General features: G+C 73.1%; 1 protein-coding gene. It reads left to right on the top strand.

Annotated features, from left to right (window positions below):
- Positions 1-189: 189 nt before the first annotated feature.
- Positions 190-22,782, top strand: a complete 22,593-nt coding sequence (locus ACWEMY_RS17255) for a non-ribosomal peptide synthase/polyketide synthase (RefSeq protein ID WP_452390818.1) — start codon at positions 190-192, stop codon at positions 22,780-22,782.
- Positions 22,783-22,845: the final 63 nt, after the last annotated feature.

Genomic DNA, 22,845 nt, shown 5'->3' with positions numbered 1-22,845 from the left:
GCGCCGGAGTGTGGTGATCGTGTCATAGCCGATCGCACTGAATCCCGGTTCGCGCGGGCGGATTTCGGGCAGGGTGCCCGAGGTTGGCCGCCCACTGCCCGTCCCGTCACCCGGAAGGACCCGGGAGTTCCGAGAGTTTGTGCGGTCGCGCGATGTCACCTGCGGCCGGTAGATGGAAGGCAGTGTGCGATGACCAACCCCACTCCGGCGCGCGCGGAAATCGAGCAGCTGGCAGCGCTGGTGGCGACGGTCGCGGCGATGGAGCCGGCGCGGATCGCGGTCGGGTTCGACGGCACCACGGTGTCCTACGCCGATCTCGACGCCCGGCTCACACTGATGGCCGAGCTCACCGGCGGCGCCCTCGATCCCGAGACGCTGGTGCAGGTGGTGCTCGCCGAGCTGTTCCCCGGCGTGGTCGACGCGGCCGAGGGCACCTTCGGGCAGCTGCTGGACGCGCTGGCCGCCGACACGATGGCCGCTCTCGGCATCGAATCCACGCACACCGCCGCGCCGACCCTGGTCGACCGGTTCACCGCCCAGCTGGCCCGCACCCCGGAGCGGGTCGCGGTGCAGTTCGGCACCGAGACCCTGACCTACGCCGAGTTCGACTCCAGGGTGCGGGCGCTGGCCGCCCGGCTGGTGGCGCTCGGGGTGGGGCCCGAGGCGCTGGTCGGCCTGTCCATGCGGCGCGGTGTCGACCTGATCGTCGCCGTGCACGCCATCGTGCGCGCGGGCGGCGCCTATGTGCCGCTGGACCCGGATCACCCGGTCGAGCGTCTGCACTACGTGCTGGAGGTGGCCCGCCCGGTCGTGGTGGTGACGCGGGCCTGCGACGAGCCGGACCTCGCCGGCGCGCCGGTGCTGCGGACCGACGACATCGACTGGACCGCACCGGCCGCCGAGGTGAGCGGGGGAGCGCGGGCGGGCAATACCGCCTACGTCATCTTCACCTCCGGGTCCACCGGCAGGCCCAAGGGTGTGGCGGTGACCCACGGCGCCATCGTGGCCAACCTCGACTGGCGGCAGCGCTGCTACGGCATGACCGAGGCCGATGTCGTCCTGCAGAAGACGCCCTACACCTTCGACGTGTCGGTGTGGGAACTGTTCTGGCCCTTGCAGATCGGTGCCCGGCTGGTGGTCGCCGAACCCGGCCGTCACGGTGACCCGGCCTACCTGGCCGAGCTGATCGCCGCCGAGCGGGTGAGCATCACGCACTTCGTGCCGTCCATGCTGGCGGCGTTCGCGGGTGAGCTGGCCGAGTCCGGTGACGCGGTGGACCTGTCGTCGCTGCGGTTGGTCTTCGCCTCGGGTGAGGCGCTGCCCGCCGCCACCGCCGCGCGGCTGCGCAAGCTCTCCGGTGCCACACTGCACAACCTCTACGGCCCGACCGAGGCGGCCGTCGACGTGACCGCGCACGAGGTCACCGCGGCCGACGAGGTGTCGGTGCCGATCGGTGGCCCGGCCGACGACACCGGGCTGCTGGTGCTCGACGAGAACCTCGACCAGGTGCCCGCCGGGGTGGTGGGCGAGCTGTATCTGTCCGGTATCCAGCTCGCGCGTGGTTATGTGGCCCGCCCGGGACTCACCGCCGACCGGTTCGTGGCCAACCCGTACGGCGTGCCCGGCGAGCGCATGTACCGCACCGGTGACCTCGTCCGGCAGCTGCCCGGTGGGGTCGAGCTCGAATACCTCGGGCGTACCGACTTCCAGGTGAAACTGCGCGGGCTGCGGATCGAGCTGGGCGAGATCGAGGCGGTGCTGGCCGCGCATCCGCGCGTCGGCAATGCCGCGGTGGTGCTGCACCGGCACGCGGCCGGGGAGGCGCTGGTCGGCTATGTGGTCAGCGTCGACGGCGAACCGCTGGACGAGGCCGAACTGGCCGCGCACGCCAAGGCGTCGATGCCGGAGTACATGGTGCCCGCGCTGCTGGTGCAGCTGGCGGCCATGCCGATCAATGCCAGCGGCAAGCTCGACCGCAAGGCCCTGCCGGAACCCGACTTCCGCGTGGCGGCCGCCGAATACCGGGCCCCGCGCACCCCGACCGAGCAGGCCGTGGCCGCCTTGTTCGCCGACCTGCTCGACGTGGAGACCGTCGGCCTGGACGACGATTTCTTCCGCCTCGGCGGCAACTCGCTCGTCGCCACCCGCGCCATCGCCCGGTTGCAGGCGAATTCCGGTGTGCGCGTGGATGTGCGCGACTTCTTCGACAATCCGACCGTCGCGGTGCTGGCCGCCCTGATCGACGGCGGCGTCGCCGACGCGCGCCCCGCCCTGGTCGCGGGCCCGCGCCCCGAGGTGCTGCCGCTCTCGCCCGCCCAGCAGCGCATGTGGTTCCTGAACCGGTTCGACCCGGCCACCGGCGCCTACAACATCCCCATCGCGGTCCGCCTCTCCGGCACCCTGGACCTGCCCGCCCTGCGCGCGGCCGTCGGCGATCTGATCGCCCGGCACGAGGTGCTGCGCACGGTGTACCCGGAGGTCGACGGCGTCGGCACCCAGGATGTGCTGACTCCCGCCGAGGCCCTCGAATTGCTCGTCGCCGAGGCAGGTTCGACCATGCTCGCTGCTGGCGCTGCTGGCGCTGCTGGCGCTGCTGGCGCTGCTGGCGCTGCTGGCGGCGGGGTGGGGGCCGAGGGGACAGGTCTGGCGGTTGTCGGTGTGGGTGGGGATTCGGGGCTGCTCGCGCCGATCGGTATTGCGGCGCACGAACTTCCGGAGGCGCTGGCCGCTGTCATTCTGGCCGGTTTCGATGTGACCGTGGCGCCGCCGGTGCGGGCGCGGTTGTTCGAGGTCGACGGGGAGCACGTGCTGGTGCTGGTGGTGCACCACATCGCGGCCGACGGCTGGTCGGCCGGGCCGCTGGTGCGCGACACCATGGTCGCGTACTCGGCGCGGACGGCCGGTGCCGCACCCGAGTGGACGCCACTGGCGGTGCAGTACGCCGATTACACACTGTGGCAGCGGGCGGTTCTCGGCGCCGAGGACGACGAGACCGCGCAGGCGGGCCGCGAGATCGCCTTCTGGCGGACCGCGCTGGCCGGGCTCCCGGACGAGGTGGGCCTGCCCTCGGATCGCCCCCGACCCGCCACGGCGTCGATGCACGGCGCCCGCGTCGGCTTCCAACTCGACGCCGACCTGGTGGCGGCGTTGAACACGATCGCCGCCGACCAGGGCGCGACCCTGTTCATGGTGCTGCACGCGGCGCTGTCGGTACTCGTCGCGCGCCTGTCGGGCAACTCCGATGTGGCGATCGGCAGCCCGGTCGCGGGCCGTGGTGCCGCCGAACTCGACGACGTGGTGGGCATGTTCGTCAATACCGCCGTGCTGCGCGCCCAGATCCGGTCGGAGGAGTCGTTCACCGCACTGCTCGGCCGCGTGCGCGCCGACGACCTGGCGGCCTTCGCGCACACCACCCTGCCGTTCGAGCGCCTGGTCGAGGTGCTCGCACCCCCGCGTTCGGCCGGACGCCACCCCCTGTTCCAGGTGGCACTGTCGCTACAGAACCTGCCGCCCACCTCCTTCGAGTTGCCCGGCCTGCGCGCCGCCGCCGTCGACCTGCCCTACGACATCGAGAAGTTCGACCTCTCGGTGACCCTGCGCGAATCCGCCGCCGGTCTGACCGGCGAGTTCTCCTACGCCACCGACCTTTTCGACGAGGCGACCGTCGCCCGGATGACCCGCCGCTTCACCGGCCTGCTCGCCGCCGTCGCCCGCGCACCACACACCCCGGTCGCCGACCTGCCGCTGCTGATCGACACCGAACCCACCGAACTCACCACCCGCTCCGGCGGCCCGGCGGCCCCCGCCCCGCTGCTGCCGGAGATCCTCGCCCGCGCCGCCGCCGACCCCACCGCGATCGCGCTGCGCGACGGCGCCCGCACCCTCACCTACGGCGAGCTCGACACCACCTCCACCGCCCTCGCCGCCCGCCTGACCGCCGCGGGAATCGGCCCCGGCGATCTCGTCGCCGTCAGCATCCCGCGCTCGGCCGACTCGATCACCGCCGTCTGGGCCGTCGTCAAGTCCGGCGCGGGCTTCCTGCCCGTCGACCCCACCTATCCGGCCGACCGCATCACCCACATGCTCGCCGATTCCGGTGCGGCAGCGGGCATCACGATCGCCGACATCCACCCGGACCTGCCCGCCACCGTGCCCTGGCTGCTGCTGGGCGACGCGCCGAGCACCGCTACGGTGCCGGGCGCGCCGACGAGTGACGACGGTTCGGCGGCCGCGGTGATCGACGACGGGCCGAGTTCCGATGTGGCGACCGGCCGGGTCTCGCCCGCCGATGAGGTGCCCGCGCTCGATGGTGAGGCCCACGCCGACGTGCCGAGTGTCCCGGCACGCCGGGCGCTCGATCCACGCGATCCCGCCTATGTCATCTACACCTCCGGCACCACCGGTCTGCCCAAGGGCGTGGTGATTCCGCACGCCGCTGTCGCGGCGTATCTGCCGGTGCAGGCGGGGCGCTATGTGGCCGCGGCGGACGCGCGGGTGCTGCACGTGGCCTCGCCCTCGTTCGACATCTCCGTGGCGGAGCTGCTGCTGACCGTCACCGAGGGCGCGACCATGGTGATCGCGCCCGTCGGGGTGTTCGGCGGGGCGGAGCTGGGTGCGTTGCTGCGGGCCGAACGGGTGACCCATGTGGTGATCACGCCGTCGGCGCTGGCGACGGTGAACCCGGACGGGCTCGACGACCTCCGCGTGGTCGTCGTCGGTGGCGAGGCGTGCCCGCCGGAGCTGGTGGCTCGCTGGACCGGTGCCATCCCGGGCCTGGTGTTCCGCAACGGCTACGGGCCGACCGAGACCACCATCGTCACCAATATCAGCGAACCGCTCGGCGCGGACACCCCGATCACCCTCGGGGCGCCGGTGGAGGGTACGACCGAACTGGTGCTCGACGAGCGACTGCGGCCGGTGCCCGCCGGCGTGGTCGGCGAGCTCTACATCGCCGGACCGCAACTGGCGCGCGGCTACCATCGCAGGCCCGCGCTGACCGCGGGCCGGTTCGTCACCAACCCCTACGGTGCTCCCGGTGAGCGGATGTACCGCACCGGCGACACCGTGCGCTGGGTACACCGCGACGACGCCTACGACCTGGAATACCTGGGGCGCAACGACTTCCAGGTGAAGGTGCGCGGCTTCCGGATCGAGCTCGGCGAGATCGACGCCGTGCTCGCCCGGCACGCCTCGGTGGACTTCGCCGCGACCGTCGGTCACCGCACCGAGGCGGGCGCGACCCTGCTGGTGTCGTATGTGGTGCCCGTCGCCGGGGCGAGCGTCGATGCCGCCGGTCTGCTCGCGCACGCCGCCGAGCACCTGCCCGCGCACATGGTGCCCGCCACGATCATGGCGCTGGACGCGGTGCCGCTCACCCCCGTCGGCAAGCTCGACCGGGCCGCGCTGCCCGCGCCGGTGTTCGAGGCCGCCGTCTACCGGGCACCGCAGACGCCCGCCGAGCAGGTGGTCGCCGCCGCGTTCGCCGAGGTCCTCGGCCTGGACCGGGTCGGCCGCGACGACGACTTCTTCGACCTGGGCGGCAACTCGCTGCTCGCCACCCGCCTGATGGCCCGCATCGGCACCGATCTCGACATCCGCGTCCCGGTGCGTCAGCTCTTCGACACCAGCGCCGTGCGCACCCTCGCCGCGGCCGCCGACGCGCTGCGCGGCACCGGTTCCGGGCCCGCGCTGGTCGCCGGGGCCCGGCCCGATCCGCTGCCGCTCTCGCCCGCTCAGCAGCGCATGTGGTTCCTCAACCGCTTCGATCCCGGCTCGGCCACCGACAACATCCCGATGGCCGTGCGGCTCACCGGAACACTCGATGTCGCGGCCTTGCAGCAGGCGATCGCCGACGTCCTGGAGCGCCACGAGGTGCTGCGCACCCGCTACCCGGAGCGCGACGGGCAGGCCGTCGCCGAGATCCTGTCCGCCACCGGCCTGGTGCCCGAGGTCCTCCCGCGGCTCGTGCCCGCCGCGGACGTGGCCGACGCGGTCCGCGCCTTCGCCGCGACCGGTTTCGACCTCACCGTCGACGCGCCGATCCGCGCCGCGCTGATCCGCGTCGTCACCGACGAACCGGAGTACGTGCTGGTCATCGTGCTGCATCACATCGCGGCCGACGGCTTCTCGTTCGGGCCGCTGATCCGCGACGTGCTCACCGCCTACGGGGCGCGCGCCGCCGGTGCGGCGCCGCAGTGGGCGCCGCTGGCGGTGCAGTACGTCGACTACGCGATCTGGCAGCACGCGGTGCTCGGTGCCGCGAACGACCCGGAATCCCTTGCCGCCGCGCAGCTCTCGTACTGGCGCGACACCCTCGCCGGTATGCCCGAGCAGCTCGAGCTGCCGACCGACCGCACCCGGCCCGCCGTCGCCTCGCGACGCGGCGCCACCCACGACATCGCCATCGATGCCGAGACCCATCGCGCGCTCGCGGAATTCGCGCGCGCGCACGGGATCACGGTGTTCATGGCCGCCCATGCCGTGTTCGCCGCGCTGCTGGCCCGGCTCTCGGCCACCACCGACATCGCCATCGGCACCCCGGTCTCCGGACGCGGTGAGCGGGCCCTCGACGACCTCGTCGGCATGTTCGTCAACACCCTCGTGCTGCGCACCGAGGTCGCCCCGGCCACGCCGTTCACCGAGCTGGTCGCCCAGGTCCGCGACACCGATCTGGCCGCCTTCGGCCACGCCGACATCCCCTTCGAACGGCTCGTCGAGGTCCTGGACCCGGTCCGCTCCACCGCGCGCAACCCGCTGTTCCAGGTGATGCTCTCGCTCGACCAGGACACTCCCCGCGCGCTCGCCCTGCCCGGGCTGACTCTCGGCGAGGTGGACCTGTCCACCGGTATCGCCAAGTTCGACATCGAACTGTCGCTCACCGAGCATCGTGACGACAACGGCGCCCCCGCGGGGCTGTCCGGCGCGTTCGTGTACGCCACCGACTTGTTCGACGCGGCCACCGTGGCCGGCTTCGCGGCGCGCCTGCACCGCCTGCTCGCCGCTGTCCTCGCCGATCCCACCCGCCCGATCGGCGATATCGACCTGCTCGACCCGGCCGAACGCACCACCGTGCTGACCACCTGGAACACCACCGCGGCCCTCGAGGAGGCAGGCACCCTGGCCGACCTGTTCGCCGACCAGGTCCGCGCCACCCCCGACGCGATCGCGGTGGTCGTCGACCACCCCACTGCCTCCGCCGGCGCCCTCGCGCGGCTGACCGACGCTGCCGCCGCGGTGCCCGACGCCGAGGCCGCGGTGCTGTCGTATGCGGAATTCGGGGTACGGGTCGCGAGGCTGGCGCGGTACCTGATCGAGCGTGGCGCGGGGCCGGGTGCGCTGGTCGCCGTGGCGATGCGACGGGGGATCGAGCAGTTGGTGGCGGTGCACGCGGTGCTGGCCGCCGGTGCCGCGTATGTGCCCGTCGATCCGGATCATCCGGTCGAGCGGTCCGAGTACGTGCTCGCGCGGACCGCGCCGATCTGCGTGCTGACCGTCACCGGAAGCGGTGTGGCGACAGCGGATTCGGTCGTCGCCGTCGACACCCTGGATCTGTCGGAGCTGTCCGGGGAGCCGGTCACCGATGCCGACCGGACGCTGCCGCTGCACCCCGGACATCTCGCCTATGTGCTGTTCACCTCCGGCTCCACCGGCCGCCCGAAGGGTGTCGCGGTGCCGCACAGGGCGGTGGTGAACCAGCTGCGGTGGTTGCAGCGCGAATACCCGCTCGGTGCCGACGACGTGGTGTTGCAGAAGACGCCGTTCACCTTCGACGCCTCGGTGTGGGAACTGCTGTGGCCGGTGCAGGTCGGCGCCCGCCTGGTGCTGGCCACCGCCGACGGGCACCGCGACCCCGCCTATCTGGCGGACGCGACGGTGCGTCACGGCGTGAGCGTGGTGCAGTACGTGCCCTCGGTGCTGGCCGCCGTGCTCACGGAACCGGCTGCTGCCCAGGCCGATTCGCTGCGACTGGTGTTCGCCGGTGGTGAGGCGCTGACCGCCGAGCTGGCGCATCGCGTGCGGACGAGCACAGGCGCGGAGGTGGTCAATCTCTACGGCCCCACCGAGACCACCATCCAGGTCACCACCCACCGCGTCGGCGACGACCGGGGCGCGGCGGTGCCGATCGGTACCCCGGTCGCCGGAACCCGGGTGTACGTGCTGGATTCGCGGCTGCGTCCGGTTCCGGTGGGGGTGCCCGGCGAACTGTATGTGGCGGGCACCCAGCTCGCCGACGGCTATCACGGCCGCGCCGACCTGACCGCCGAACGCTTCGTCGCCGACCCGTTCGGCACCGGCGCACGCCTCTACCGCACCGGTGACCTCGTCACCTGGCGCACCGGCCCCGACGGCCCGGCCCTGCACTACCTGGGCCGCACCGACTTCCAGGTGAAACTGCGCGGCCTGCGCATCGAACCGGCCGAGATCGAAGCCGCCCTCGGCGCGGTGCCGGGCGTGCACCGGGTCGCGGTCATGGTCCGCTCGGACGAAGGGCGCCCCGACCAACTGGTCGCCTACGTCGTCCGGTCCACCGAACCCGCTGCGCTGGATACTGCCGTCGACACCCCGGGCGCGGCGACTCCCGCCACGGTGGATGGTGGCGTCGCCCCGGACGCGGCGACTTCTGCCACGCTGGATGACGCCGTCACCAGGCACGCGGCGACCGCGGCCGTGCTGGATGCCGGCGTCGCCACGGACGCGGCGACTCCCGCCACGCTGGATGACGCCGTCACCAGGCACGCGGCGACCCCGGCCGTCCTGGATGCCGCTGTCGCCGCGGTGCTGCCCTCGTACATGGTGCCCGGTGCCTACGTCTTCCTCGACGAGCTGCCCGTGAACAGCTCCGGCAAGCTGGATCGCCGTGCTCTGCCCGCTCCCGAGTTCCGCACCCTGGACTTCCGCGAGCCCGCTACCGCGACCGAGCGGATCGTGGCCGCCACCTTCGCCGGGGTCCTCGACCTCGAGCGGGTCGGGGCCGACGACGACTTCTTCGCCCTCGGTGGCAACTCGCTGCTGGCCACCCAGGTGGCCGCGCGGCTCGGCGCCGCCCTCGACGCCCGGGTTCCGGTGCGTGAGCTGTTCGAGGCGAGCAGTGTCGGTGGGCTCGCGGTGCGGCTGGACGCGCTGCGCGGGACCGGCAGCAGGCGGGGGCCGGTGGCCGGGCAACGGCCGCAGCGTATTCCGCTCTCGCCCGCCCAGCAGCGCATGTGGTTCCTGCACCGCTTCGATCCGGACTCGGCGGCGTACCACATCCCGGTCGCCCTGCGGCTCAGCGGCGAACTCGACGCCGCCGCGCTGCGCGGCGCCCTCGGCGACCTGATCGCCCGGCACGAGACCCTGCGCACCACCTACCCCGAATTCGACGGGCAGGCCACGCAACTCGTCGGCGCGCCGTTCGTGCCCGAACTGGCCGTCACCGAGGTCGACGCGGCCGCCGTGCCCGCGGCCATCGTGACCGCGCTGGCCGGTGGGTTCGACATCACCACCGAGGTGCCGGTGCGCGCCGTCCTGCTGCGGGTCGCCCCGGCCGAGCACGTGCTGGTGCTGGTGGTGCACCACATCGCCGCCGACGGCTGGTCGATGGGCCCGCTGACCCGCGACCTGGTCACCGCCTACGCCGCCCGCACCGCGGGCCTCACCCCGCAGCTGCCCGCGCCGGCCGTCCACTACGCCGACTACGCGCTGTGGCAGGTGGAGGGCCTGGGCAGTGCCGACGATCCGGACGCGCCGCTGGCCCGCCAGCTCGGCTACTGGACCGACCGCCTCGCCGGATTGCCCGACGTGCTGACCCTGCCCGCCGACCGTCGCAGGCCGCTCATCGCCTCCAACCGGGGCGCCACCCTCACCATCACTCTGGACGCCGACCTGCACCGCGGCATCGAGGACCTGGCCCGCGCCCACCGCGCCACCCCGTTCATGGTGCTGCACGCCGGGCTCGCGGTGCTGCTGGCCCGGCTCTCCGCGGGTGCCGACATCGTCGTCGGCACCCCGGTGGCGGGACGTGGTCATCGCGAACTCGACGACATCGTCGGCATGTTCGTCAACACGCTGGTGCTGCGCGCCGAGGTGCGCTCCGGTGCCCGCTTCAGCGACCTGCTCGACGAGGTCCGCGCCGGTGACCTCGACGCCTTCGACAATGCCGACGTGCCTTTCGAAAGCCTCGTCGACGCGCTCAATCCGGCGCGCTCGCAGGGCTATTCACCGCTCTACCAGGTGTCGCTGGCGCTGCAGAACCAGCGCCGCACCGCCTTCGAACTGCCCGGCCTCACCCTGTCGGGGCTGACTCTGCCGGACGCGCCGATCGAGGTGGACCTGGACTTCACCTTCGTCGACCGGTTCGCCGCCGACGGCACCGCCGAGGGACTCGACCTCGAACTGCGCTACGCCACCGACCTGTTCGACGCGGACACCGTCGCCGACCTGGTCGCCATGCTCGAGCGCGTCCTGCGCGCGGCCATCGCCGATCCGGGGACACCGGTCGGTGACCTCGCCCTGCACGACGCCGCCGGTCACGCCGCACTGCTCGCGGGCCCGCACGGTGACGTGGAACCCCTCGACCGCGCCCTCGCCGAACTCGGTGTGCGCGCCCCGCTGGCCGCGCACCTGCTCGACGCCGCGGCCGCCCGCGACCCGCACGCGGTGGCGGCGGTGTTCGAAGGCGCCGAGATCGGTTACGGCGCCCTCGCGGCCCGGGCCAACCGGTTCGCGCGCAGGCTGATCGAATGCGGTGTCGGCCCGGAAACCCCGGTGGCCGTGGCGGTTCCGCGCGGTATCGACCTGCTCGTGGTGCTGCACGGCGTGCTCGCTGCCGGTGGTGTCTACGTGCCGATCGATCCCACCCAGCCCGCCGACCGCATCGGGCACGTGCTCGAGACCGCCGCGCCCCGGCTGGTGGTCGCCGCCGCGGCCGCCGACCTCGACCACGTCGACTCGAGTATCCGATCCGCCACCGCCTCGGTGCATTTCGCGGCTGCCTCGCGCTCCGGGTTCCCGGTGCTCACCGTCGCCCAGCTCGAGGACCCGGCCCAGCGGCCCGTGCCCGGCACGCCGGTCAGCGATGCCGAGCGGCTCGCCCCGCTGCACCCGGAGCATCCGGCGTACGTGCTGTTCACCTCCGGCTCGACCGGCACCCCCAAGGGGGTCATGGTGTCGCATCGCGCCCTGGTCAACGAATTGTGCTGGCTGCGCGGCGAATACACGATGACCGCCGCCGACCGGTTCCTCCAGCGCGCCCCACTGACCTTCGACGTCTCGATCTGGGAACTGCTCGCCCCCGCCCTGCTCGGCGCGCCACTGGTGCTGCTGCGCCCCGGCGGTCACCTCGACCTGGCTTACCAGGCACGGGTGCTGCGCGAACAGCGCGTCACCATCGCGGAATTCGTGCCCTCGGTGCTGGCCGCCCTGCTCGCCGAAGGTCTCGGCGACGCGCTGGGCGGGCTGCGGATGCTGCACGCGGGCGGTGAGGAACTGCCCGCGCCGCTGGCGGCCGCCTTGCTCGCCGCGATCCCCGGCGAACTGCACAACACCTACGGTCCGACCGAGGTGACCATCACCAGCACCTTCCAGCAGATCACCGCGCCGGTCGAGCAGACCGAACTGCCCATCGGCAGGCCCAGCTGGAATGTGCGCGCCTACGTCCTCGACGAGCGGCTGCATCCGGTGGCCGCCGGGGTCGCGGGGGAGCTGTATCTGGCGGGCGCCCAGCTCGCGCGCGGCTATCTGGGCAAGCCGGATCTGACGGCGGACCGGTTCGTCGCCGACCCGTACGGTCCCGACGGCACCCGCATGTACCGGACCGGTGACCTGGTGCGCCGTGACCGCTCGGGGGCCCTGGTCTATCTGGGCCGCAACGACTTCCAGGTGAAGATCCGGGGCTTGCGGATCGAGCTCGGCGAGATCGAGACCGCCCTCGGCGACGCACCGGGCGTCACCCACGCGACCGTGCTGCCCGCCGTCGACGACGCCGGGCGCCAGTGTCTGGTCGCCTACGTCGCCGGTGAAGTGGAGCCCGCCGTGGTGCGCGGACACGTCGCGAGCCGGGTGCCCGCCTACATGGTGCCCGCGCATCTGGTCGTGCTCGACACCGTGCCGCTGAACTCCGCGGGCAAGCTGGACCGCTCCGCCCTGCCCGCCCCGGACCTGTCCGTCACCGCCGCCTATGTGGCGCCGCGACCGGGCGCGCAGACCACCCTCGCCGGGGTGATCGCCGAACTGCTCGGGGTGGACCGCGTCGGTGCCGACGACGAATTCTTCGCCGTCGGCGGCAACTCGCTGCTGGCCATGCGCCTGGTCGCGCGCGCCAACGCGGCGCTGGGCAGTGCGCTGGACGTGCGCGATGTCTTCGACGCGCCCACCGTGGCGGGCCTGGCCGAGCGGGCCGGGGTCCACCGTGACCAGCTCCCCGCCTTGGTCGTGGCCGCACCGCGCCCGGCCCGTATCCCGTTGTCGCTGGCCCAGACCCGCCTGTGGCTGCTCAACCGCATCGACCCCGACTCGGCCGTCTACACCCTGCCCATCGCCCTGCGCCTGACCGGCGAGCTGGACACCGACGCGCTGTGGGCCGCGCTCGGCGATGTGATCGAACGGCACGAATCGCTGCGCACGATCTTCCCGGAGGACGCCGACGGCCCGACCCAGGTCGTCCTCCCGGCCGAGCGTGTCCGGCCGGACGCGGAGGTACGCGAACTCCCCGAGGCCGACCTGCCGGACGCTGTACGCGCCGTCGTCGGCACCGGCTACGACCTCACCACCGAGCCCCCATTGCGCGCCGCCCTGTTCCGTCGCGCCACATCGAGCCCGGTGGTGACGGAGGGGGGTCCGACCGAGGTCGAGCATGTGCTCGTGCTCGCGGTGCATCACATCGCCGCGGACGGGGTGTCGACGACGCCGTTGGCGCGTGATCTGATCACCGCCTATGCGGCGCGGGTGGCGGGGGCGGTGCCGCAGTGGGCGCCGCTGCCGGTGCAGTACCCGGACTTCACGCTGTGGCAGCGCGAGGTACTCGGCGATCCGGACGATCCGGAGTCGCGGCTGGCGCGGCAGGTGGCGCACTGGCGGGACGAACTGGCCGGGCTCGCGCCGGTGCTGGAGCTGGCGACCGATCGGCCGCGGCCGGTGGTGCGGTCCGGGGCAGGCGGGTCGGTCGGATTCGACGTGCCCGGCGAGGTGGTCGCCGGGATCGAGGCGCTGGCCCGCAGGCACGGGGTGTCGACGTTCATGGTGGTGCACGCGGCGTTCGCGGTGCTGCTCGCCAGGCAGGGCGCGGGCGCCGATATCGCCATCGGCACGCCGGTGGCCGGTCGCGCCGATGCCGCGCTAGACGATCTGGTCGGCATGTTCGTCAATACCCTGGTGCTTCGGACCGAGGTCGACGCGGGCGCCGGATTCGGCGAGCTGCTCGCCACGGTGCGGGCAGCCGATCTGCGGGCGTTCGCCCACGCCGAGCTGCCGTTCGAACGGCTCGTCGACGAACTGAATCCGGTGCGGTCGACGGCCTATTCGCCGCTCGTGCAGGTGATGCTCGCCTTCGAGCATCGCGAGGACACCGCCATCGAGCTGCCCGGTCTGCGCATCGCCGAATTCGCCCTGCCCGCCGCGACGACGCAGTTCGATCTGTCGCTGGCCGTCAACGAGATCACCGATGCGGCAGGCGAACCCGGCATGCGGGGCTGGCTGCGCTACGCCACCGATCTGTTCGACGCCGACACCGTCGCCGCCTTCGGCGCGCGCTTCGTGCGGGTGCTCAGCGCCGTCGTCGCCGACGACACCGTCCCGGTCGGCGCCATCGATCTGCTCGATGCCGGTGAGACCGCGCAGCTGGCGGCCTGGAACGACACGGCCGCGCCGCTCGACACCGACGCCACCCTGGTCTCGCTGTTCACCGAGCAGGCCCGGCGCAGCCCCGACGCGGTGGCGCTCGACTTCGAGGGCACACGGATCACCTACGGCGAGTTCGCCGCACGCGTGGCCCGTCTGGCCCGGTGGCTCATCGCCGAGCAGGTCGGGCCGGGCGCCGTCGTCGGTGTCGGTCTGCGGCGCGGGATCGACCTGCTGGTGGCCCTGTACGCGGTGCAGGCCGCGGGCGCCGCCTACCTGCCGCTGGACCCCGACCATCCGGCCGACCGCATCGCCGATGTGCTCGACACCGCGGCACCGGTCTGTGTCCTGGCCGCGGCGGGCTTCCCCGACACCGGAACCCGCACGGTCGATCCGGCCGATCTGGACCTGAGCAGTTTCGACAGCGCGCCCGTCACCGACGCCGAGCGGCTGCGGCCGCTGCGCGGCGCCGACCTGGCCTATGTGCTGTTCACCTCCGGCTCCACCGGCAAGCCCAAGGGTGTCGCGGTCGCGCACACCGCCATCGTCAACCGCCTGGTCTGGATGCAGGACACCTACCGGCTCGACGCCGCGAGCACCGTGTTGCAGAAGACGCCCATCACCTTCGACGTGTCGGTGTGGGAACTGTTCTGGCCCTTGCAGATCGGTGCCACCCTGGTGATCGCCCGCCCCGACGGGCACCGCGACCCCGCCTACCTGGCCGAGGTCGTCACCCGCACCGGCGTAGACGTCGCGCATTTCGTGCCCTCGATGCTGGCCGCCTTCCTCGCCGAACCCCGTGCCGCCGAGTGTGTGTCGCTGCGGCAGGTGTTCGCCTCCGGTGAGGCACTGCCCGCCGCCGACGCGCAGCGGCTGCGGACGCTGCTGCCCGGGGTGGCCGTGCACAATCTGTACGGGCCCACCGAGGCCGCGGTCGACGTCACCTTCCACGAGGTCACCGACGCCGACACGGTCACCGTCCCGATCGGCGCGCCGGTCGCCAATACGGCCCTGCACGTCCTCGACGGGCGGCTGCGGCCGGTGCCCGTGGGTGTCCCGGGGGAGCTGTACCTGGCCGGTGTCCAGCTGGCGCGCGGCTACCTCGCCCGCCCGGACCTGTCCGCCGACCGCTTCGTCGCCGACCCCTACGGGCAGCCCGGTTCTCGGATGTACCGCACCGGCGACCTCGTGGTACGCACCCGCACCGGTGAACTGGAATACCTGGGCCGCACCGACTTCCAGGTGAAGCTGCGCGGCCTGCGGATCGAGCTCGGCGAGATCGAAGCCGTCCTCACCGGGGTCGAGGGTGTGGATCGCGCGGTCGTCACCGTCCGCGACGACGGCATCGGCGACCACCTCGTCGCCTATCTGCTCCCCGCGGGCACCCGCCGAGCCCTGCTCGACCTCGACGAGGTGAAAGCCGCTCTGCGGCACGCACTTCCGGCCTACATGGTGCCGGGTGTCTTCGTGGTGCTCGACGAGTTCCCGGTGAACGCGTCCGGCAAGCTGGATCGCCGGGCGTTGCCCGCGCCGGAGCTGGTGGTCCGGGAGTTCCGGGCGCCGTCGACGCCCACTGAACTGCTCGTGGCCGGAGTGGTCGCCGAGGTGCTCGGGGTCGAGACGGTCGGCGCCGACGACGACTTCTTCGATCTGGGTGGCAACTCGCTCGTCGCCACCCGGGTCGCCTCACGGCTCGGCGCGGCGCTGGAGCGGCAGGTGCCGGTGGCGCGGATCTTCGAGACCCCGGTGGTGGCCGAGCTGGCCGCCGCCCTCGACACCGAGAACGGGACCGCGCGGGTGGCGCTGGTGGCGGGGGAGCGGCCCGCCGCGATTCCGCTCTCGCCCGCCCAGCAGCGCATGTGGTTCCTCAACCGGTTCGATCCCGACTCGGCCGGCTACAACGTGCCCGTCGCTGTGCGGCTGCGCGGCGCCCTCGACCCGGACGCGCTCGCGGACGCGATCACCGATCTGGTCGCGCGGCACGAGGTCTTGCGCACGTACTACCCGGAAACCCCCGACGGGCCGGTGCAGCGGATCGTCACCGCCGCCGAGGCCGGTGTCGCACTGCGGATTCGCGACCTTCCCGCCGACGAGATCGTCGCGGCCGTGACCGAGCTCGCCGCCACCACCTTCGACGTCACCGCCGCAGTGCCGTGGCAGGTGGTGCTGTACCGGATCACCGCCGACGAGGCCGTGCTGGCGCTGGTCGTGCACCACATCAGCGCCGACGGGTCCTCGATGCCGCCGCTGGTCCGCGACCTCATGACCGCCTACCTGGCGCGTCGCGACGGCACCGCGCCACAGTGGACACCGCTGCCCGTGCAGTACGCCGACTACGCGCTGTGGCAGCGCGCGGTGCTCGGCGAGGAATCCGATCCGGGTTCCGTCGCCGCCCGTCAGCTCGACTTCTGGCGCACCGAACTCGCCGACCTGCCCGAGGAACTCGCGCTGCCCCTGGACCGGCCGCGCCCGGCGGTACGCAGCCTCGCCGGTGGCACCGTGCCGGTGACCCTCGACGCCGCCACCCACGCCCGGCTGAGCGCACTGGCCAAGGACGCGGGCGCCACGCTGTTCATGGTGGTGCACACCGCCTTCGCCGCCCTGCTCGGCAGGCTCTCCGGCAGTGCCGACATCACCGTCGGCACCCCGGTCGCGGGGCGCGGGGAGGCCGCGCTCGAGGATCTGATCGGCATGTTCGTCAATACGCTGGTCTTCCGCACCCGGCTGACGGCGGGAGAGTCGTTCCAGCAGTTGCTGATCCGGCAGCGGGCCACCGACCTCGCGGTCTACGCCCACGCCGACGTGCCGTTCGAGCGTCTCGTCGAGGTCCTCGACCCGGCCCGCTCGACCGCGCGGCACCCGCTGTTCCAGGTCGGGTTCTCCTTCCAGAACTTCGAGCGCGCCGAACTGGCCCTGCCCGGTATCACGGTGTCGGGCATCGACACCGACACCGAGCTGTCCCAGTTCGACCTGCACCTCATCGTCAGCGACGACTACACCGCCGACGGCGAGGCCGCGGGCGTCACCGGTGTGCTCACCTACGCCAACGACGTCTTCGACACCGCCACCGCCGCGGCCGTCGCCACGCGTCTGGAACGGCTGCTCACCGCCGTGGCCGCCGATCCGCACGCGCCGCTGGACACCGTCGACGTGCTCGAGCCCGCCGAACGGACCCGCGTCCTCGCCGAGTGGAATGCCACCACCCACGAGATCGACCGCACGGCGACCCTGCTCACCCCGTACCGCGCCCAGGCGCAGGCCCGGCCCGAAGCGACCGCCCTCGTCTTCGAGGACACGACGCTGACCTACGCCGCGTTCGACGCCAGGGTGAACCGGCTGGCCCGCCACTTGATCGCCGAGGGTGTGGGCCCGGACGTGCTGGTCGCGCTGGCCATGCGCCGGTCCGTCGACCTGGTGGTGGCCATGTACGCCGTGCTCACCGCGGGCGGTGCCTACGTGCCGATCGATCCCGACCACCCGTCCGACCGCATCGCCCAGGTACTCGACACCGCCCGCCCGCATCTCGTCCTCACCACCCGTCGCGACGAGTTCACCGTGCCCGGGTCGCTCGCGTCGAGGCTCCTCACCCTCGACGACCTCGACACCGCGCGTCACGCCGCGCATCCGGTGACCGACGCCGAACTCCGTGTGCCGCTACGGGATTCCCACCTCGCCTATGTGCTGTTCACGTCCGGTTCGACCGGCAGGCCCAAGGGTGTGGCGATGAGCCACGCGGGGATTCGCAATCAGATCGCGTGGTTGATCGAGCAGTACCGGCTCGGTGACGGCGATGTGTACCTGCAGAAGTCGGCGGCCGGGTTCGACCTGTCGGTGTGGGGGTACTTCGCCCCGCTCGCGGCGGGCGCGACCCTCGTGCTGGCCACGCCGGACGGGCATCGTGACCCGCAATACCTGGCCGAGCTCGTCGCGGCGCGAGGCGTCACCGTCGCAGACTTCGTGCCGTCCATGCTGGCGATGTTCGCCGCCCAGGCCGAGGCCGGACAGTTGACCAGCCTGCGGCTGCTGCTCGCCATCGGCGAGGCGCTCACCCCGGAGATCGTGGCCGCCGTCGGCGCCAAAACCTCGGCGCCCGTGCACAATCTGTACGGTCCCACCGAGGCCGCGGTGTCGGTCACCGCGTGGCCCGCCGCCGGGGCGACCGGGGCGACGGTGCCGATCGGCGTGCCCGCCTGGAACACCCGCGTGTACGTCCTCGACGACCGGCTGCGGCCCGTCGCACCCGGCGTCGCGGGGGAGCTGTACCTCGCGGGAGAGCAGCTGGCCCGCGGGTATCTCGGACGTGCCGACCTCTCGGCGGACCGGTTCGTCGCCGACCCGTTCGGCGCGCCGGGGCAGCGGATGTATCGCACCGGTGACCTGGTGCGCTGGAACCGCGACGGTGTGCTGATCTACCTGGCGCGCATCGACTTCCAGGTGAAATTCCGTGGTCAGCGCATCGAGCTCGGTGAGATCGAGGCGGCGCTGGGTGCGCTGCCCGAAGTCAGCCAGGCCGCGGCGGTCGTCTCCCCGAGCGAGACCGGTGACCGGCTCGTCGGATACGCGGTGCCGGTGCCCGGCGCGGTGCTCGACCCGGTGCGGCTGCGCACCGAGGTCGCGGCGGTGCTGCCGTCGTACATGGTGCCGTCGGTGATCGTGGTGCTCGAGGCGTTCCCGCTCAACACCTCCGGCAAGCTCGACCGCAAGGCCCTGCCGACGCCGGAGTTCGTGGCACGACCGTTCCGTGCGCCGGTGACCCCGGTGCAGCGGGTGGTCGCCGAGGTCTTCGGGGAAGTGCTGGGGCGCACCGGGATCGGCCTCGACGACGACTTCTTCGAGCTCGGCGGCAACTCCCTCGTCGCCACCCGGGTCGCCGCCCGCCTCGGCGCGGCCCTGTCCACGCGGGTACCCGTGCGCGTGCTGTTCGAGGCGACCACCGTCGCCGGGCTGGCCGCCGCACTGGCCGGACAGGCGGGCACCGGCGCCGGACTCGCCCTGGTCGCGGGTGAACGGCCACACCGGATTCCGCTGTCGGCCGCCCAGCAGCGGATGTGGCTGCTCAACCGGCTCGACCCGGACTCGGCCGCCTACAACATCCCGATCGCGGTGCGGCTCACCGGCGACATCGACGCCCCGGCGCTGGCCGCCGCGGTCACCGATGTGCTCGACCGGCACGAGGTGCTGCGCACCGCCTACCCGGCGATCGACGGCATCGGCCACCAGGCGGTGTGGGAATTCGTGCCCGCGCCGGTGGTGGAAGCGGTGGACCGGATCGCGGTGCCCGCCATCGTGGCCGCCGAGATCGGCCGCGGCTTCGATGTCACCGCCGCGCCGCCGGTGCGGGTGCGGGTGCTGCGCTGCGCGCCCGACGAAGTGGTGCTGGTGGTGGTCGTGCACCACATCAGCGCCGACGGCTTCTCCGCCGGACCGCTGCTGCGCGACATGACCGCCGCCTACCTCGCCCGTCGCGCGGGTGCCGAACCCGGCTGGGCGCCGCTGCCGGTGCAGTACGCCGACTACACGCTGTGGCAGCGCGCGGTGCTGGGCAGCGAGGACGACACCGACTCGCTCGCCGCCCGCCAGATCCGGTTCTGGCGCGACGAACTGGCCGGGCTGCCCGGCCTGCTCGACCTGCCCACCGACCGGCCCCGCCCCGCGGTCGCCTCCCAGCGCGGCGCCGGCGTGGACACCGTGATCGCGCCGCGGCTCTGGCAGCGCGTCGGGCAGCTGGCCCGCGGTGCCGAGGCCAGCGAGTTCATGGTGGCGCACGCGGCGCTGGCCGTGCTGCTCGCGCGGTTCAGCGGCAGCGGCGACATCGCCGTCGGCACACCGGTCGCCGGTCGCGGCGATCGCGCGCTCGACGCGCTGGTTGGCATGTTCGTCAACACCCTGGTGCTGCGCACCGCGGTCGACCCGGCCGACTCCTTCCGCGCGCTGCTGCACCGCGCCCGCCGGGTCGACCTGGACGCCTTCGAACACGCCGATGTGCCCTTCGAACGGCTCGTCGACGCGCTCGACCCGGTCCGCTCCACCGCGCACACCCCGCTGTTCCAGGTGATGCTCGCCTTCCAGAACCTCGCCGCCGCCCCGGCCGAGGTGGTGCTGCCCGAGCTCACCGTCACCGGACTGGACGCCCCGGCCGCCGTCGCCAAGTTCGACCTGGACCTGGTGCTCACCGACACCGCCGACGGCGGCTGCGCGGTGAGCCTCACCTACGCCACCGACTTGTTCGACGCGGACACCGCCGCCCGCCTCGCCGAGGGGTACGTGCGGGTCCTGGACGCGGTGACCGCGAATCCCGACGGGGTGGTCGGCGAGGTCGACCTGCGCACCGACGCCGACCGCGCGCTCTTCGGCACCTGGTGCGACACCGCGGCCCCGGCCGTGGCGGCGGTGCTGCCCGACGGGTTCGCCCGGCAGGCCGCCGCCACCCCGGACGCCGTCGCGGTGGTCGACGGCGACACCTGGCTCACCTACGCCGAATTCGCGGCCAGGGTGCACCGGCTGGCCCGGCACCTGCTCGCGCACGGCGTCGGCCCGGACACCGCCGTCGCGGTGGCGGTGCGCCGCTCGGCGGACCTGCTGGTCGGGGTGTACGCGGTGCTCGCGGCGGGCGGTACCTATGTGCCGGTCGACCCCGATCATCCGGCCGAACGGATCGCCCGCATCCTGCGGATCGCCCAGCCCGCCTGTGTGCTCACCACCGGCCGGGACCGGGTCGACCTGCCGGGCGGGCTCGACACGGTCGACCTGGACACCGTGGACCTCGACGCCTACCCGGACGGCCCGATCGTCGACGCCGAACGGGCCCAGCCGCTGCTGCCCGAGCACACCGCGTACGTCATCTTCACCTCCGGTTCCACCGGCCTGCCCAAGGGCGTCGGGGTGCCGCACCGCGCGATCGTCAACCAGCTCGACTGGCTGGCCGGGCGATTCGGCTTCGCCGCCGGTGACACCGTGCTGCACAAGACACCGGTCACCTTCGACGCCTCGATCTGGGAACTGCTGCTGCCCCAGCGCGTCGGCGCCTGCACCGTCGTCGCCCGCCCCGGCGGACACGGCGACCCGGCCTACCTGGCCGCGCTGATCGCCGAATACGGCATCGACACCGTGCAGTTCGCCCCGACTCTGCTGGCCGCCTACACCGCCGAAGTGGAACGCGGTGCGGTCCGGCAGAGTTCGCTGCGGCGGGTGTTCGCCGGCGGTGAGGAACTGCCCGCGGCGCTGGCCCAGCGGGTGCGCGCGCTGACCGGGGCCGACGTCGTGAACCTGTACGGGCCCACCGAAACCGCCGTCCAGGTGAGCGCGCACACGGTCACCGACGCCGACACGGTCACCGTGCCGATCGGCGCGCCGGTGCGCAACACCGGGCTCTACGTGCTGGACGCGCGCCTGCGTCCGGTGCCGACAGGGGTGACCGGCGAGCTGTACGTCGGCGGTGCGCAGCTCGCGCACGGCTACCTCGGCGCGGCCGAACTCACCGCCGAACGGTTCGTACCCGATCCGTTCGGCGCGCCGGGAGCCCGGATGTATCGCACCGGCGACCTCGTGCGCCTGCGCGCGGACGGGAACGGCACGGCCGCACTGGAATACGTCGGCCGGTCCGATCTGCAGGTGAAGCTCAACGGTCAGCGCCTCGAGCTCGGTGAGGTGGAAGCCGCGCTGCAGCGGCAGCCGGGTGTCGCCCAGGCCGCGGCGGCCGTGGTCGCGGGGGTGGGTGCCGACCGGCTCGTCGGGTACGTCGTCCTGCGCGAGGGCCACGGCGACGCCGGTGACCTGCGTGCCGCGCTGGCCGCCGAACTGCCCGGCTACCTGGTGCCCGCCGTGGTGCTCGCGCTCGACGCGTTCCCGGTCAACACCTCCGGCAAGCTCGATCGCGCCGCCCTGCCCCGGCCCGAACTGCGCCAGGCCGCCTACCGCGCACCGGTCACCGCCACCGAACAGCGTGTCGCCGCCGAATTCGCCCGGGTCCTCGACCTGGACCGGATCGGCATGGACGACGACTTCTTCGGCCTCGGCGGCAACTCGCTGACCGCGGTCCAGCTGTCGGCGCGGCTGAGCGAGACACTGGGCGTGGCGGTGCCGGTGGCCTGGTTCTTCGCCGAACCGACACCGTCGGTCATCGCCGCACGCGTGGCCGGACAGCAGGATTCGGCCGACGACGCGTTCGCGGTGCTGCTGCCGCTGCGCACCGGCGGCCGCGGCGCACCCCTGTTCTGCATCCACCCGGTCGGTGGCGTGGCGTGGTCGTTCGCGGGGATCACCCGCCACCTCGACCCCGAGCGTCCGGTCTACGGCCTGCAGTCACCCGCGCTCAGCGACACCGAACCGCTGCCCGCGACCATCGAGGACTGGGCCGATCGTTATGTGGCCGCCATCCGGTCGGTGCAGCCCGACGGGCCCTACCACCTGCTCGGCTGGTCGCTGGGCGGGCTGCTCGCGCACGCGGTGGCCACCCGGTTGCAGGCCGACGGCGCTACGGTGGCCCGGCTGGCCATGATGGACAGCTGGCTCGGCGACGCGCCCACCGGCACCGCCGCCCCGACGGTCGGCGACCTGCTCGGCGGCACAGCGGGCCAGGACGTGCCCTTCGACGTGGACGGACTGGTCGACGCCGCCGCCGCGCTCGGCGGGCCGCTGGCCGGACTGGACCGGGCCCGAGTCACCCGCATCGTCGACGCCGCGGTGGCCTCGATGCAACTGGTCGACGACTACCGGCCACGCCGGTTCGACGGTGACCTGGTGTACTTCGCGGCCACCGTCGACGACCCCACCGGCGCGCGCGGCGCGGCGAGCTGGGCGGAGGCGATCGGCGGCACCGTGCACCGGCACGGCATCGACGCCACGCACTGGGCGATGACCGGCGAGCAGGCGCTGGCCCGGATCGCGGACGTTCTCGACCGGGCCGAACCCGGCGACGGCACCGGCGATCCGGCCAGGGCCGCTGCACGGGCGGGGGCGATGGGCGCATAGAATCGCGGCACCGGCCGTCGTGCCGGCTGCCCCGCCGCGCCGAGGTATCCCCGCACGTCACCG

Source organism: Nocardia sp. NPDC004415, from assembly GCF_053602435.1.
The sequence above is the reverse complement of the archived record's forward strand: the minus strand, read 5'-3'. Positions and strand labels throughout refer to the sequence as shown.

Bases quoted from the DNA above. Each gene is read 5' to 3' on its own strand.
- ACWEMY_RS17255 (WP_452390818.1), top strand. From the start codon at position 190: ATGACCAACCCCACTCCGGCGCGCGCGGAAATCGAGCAGCTGGCAGCG.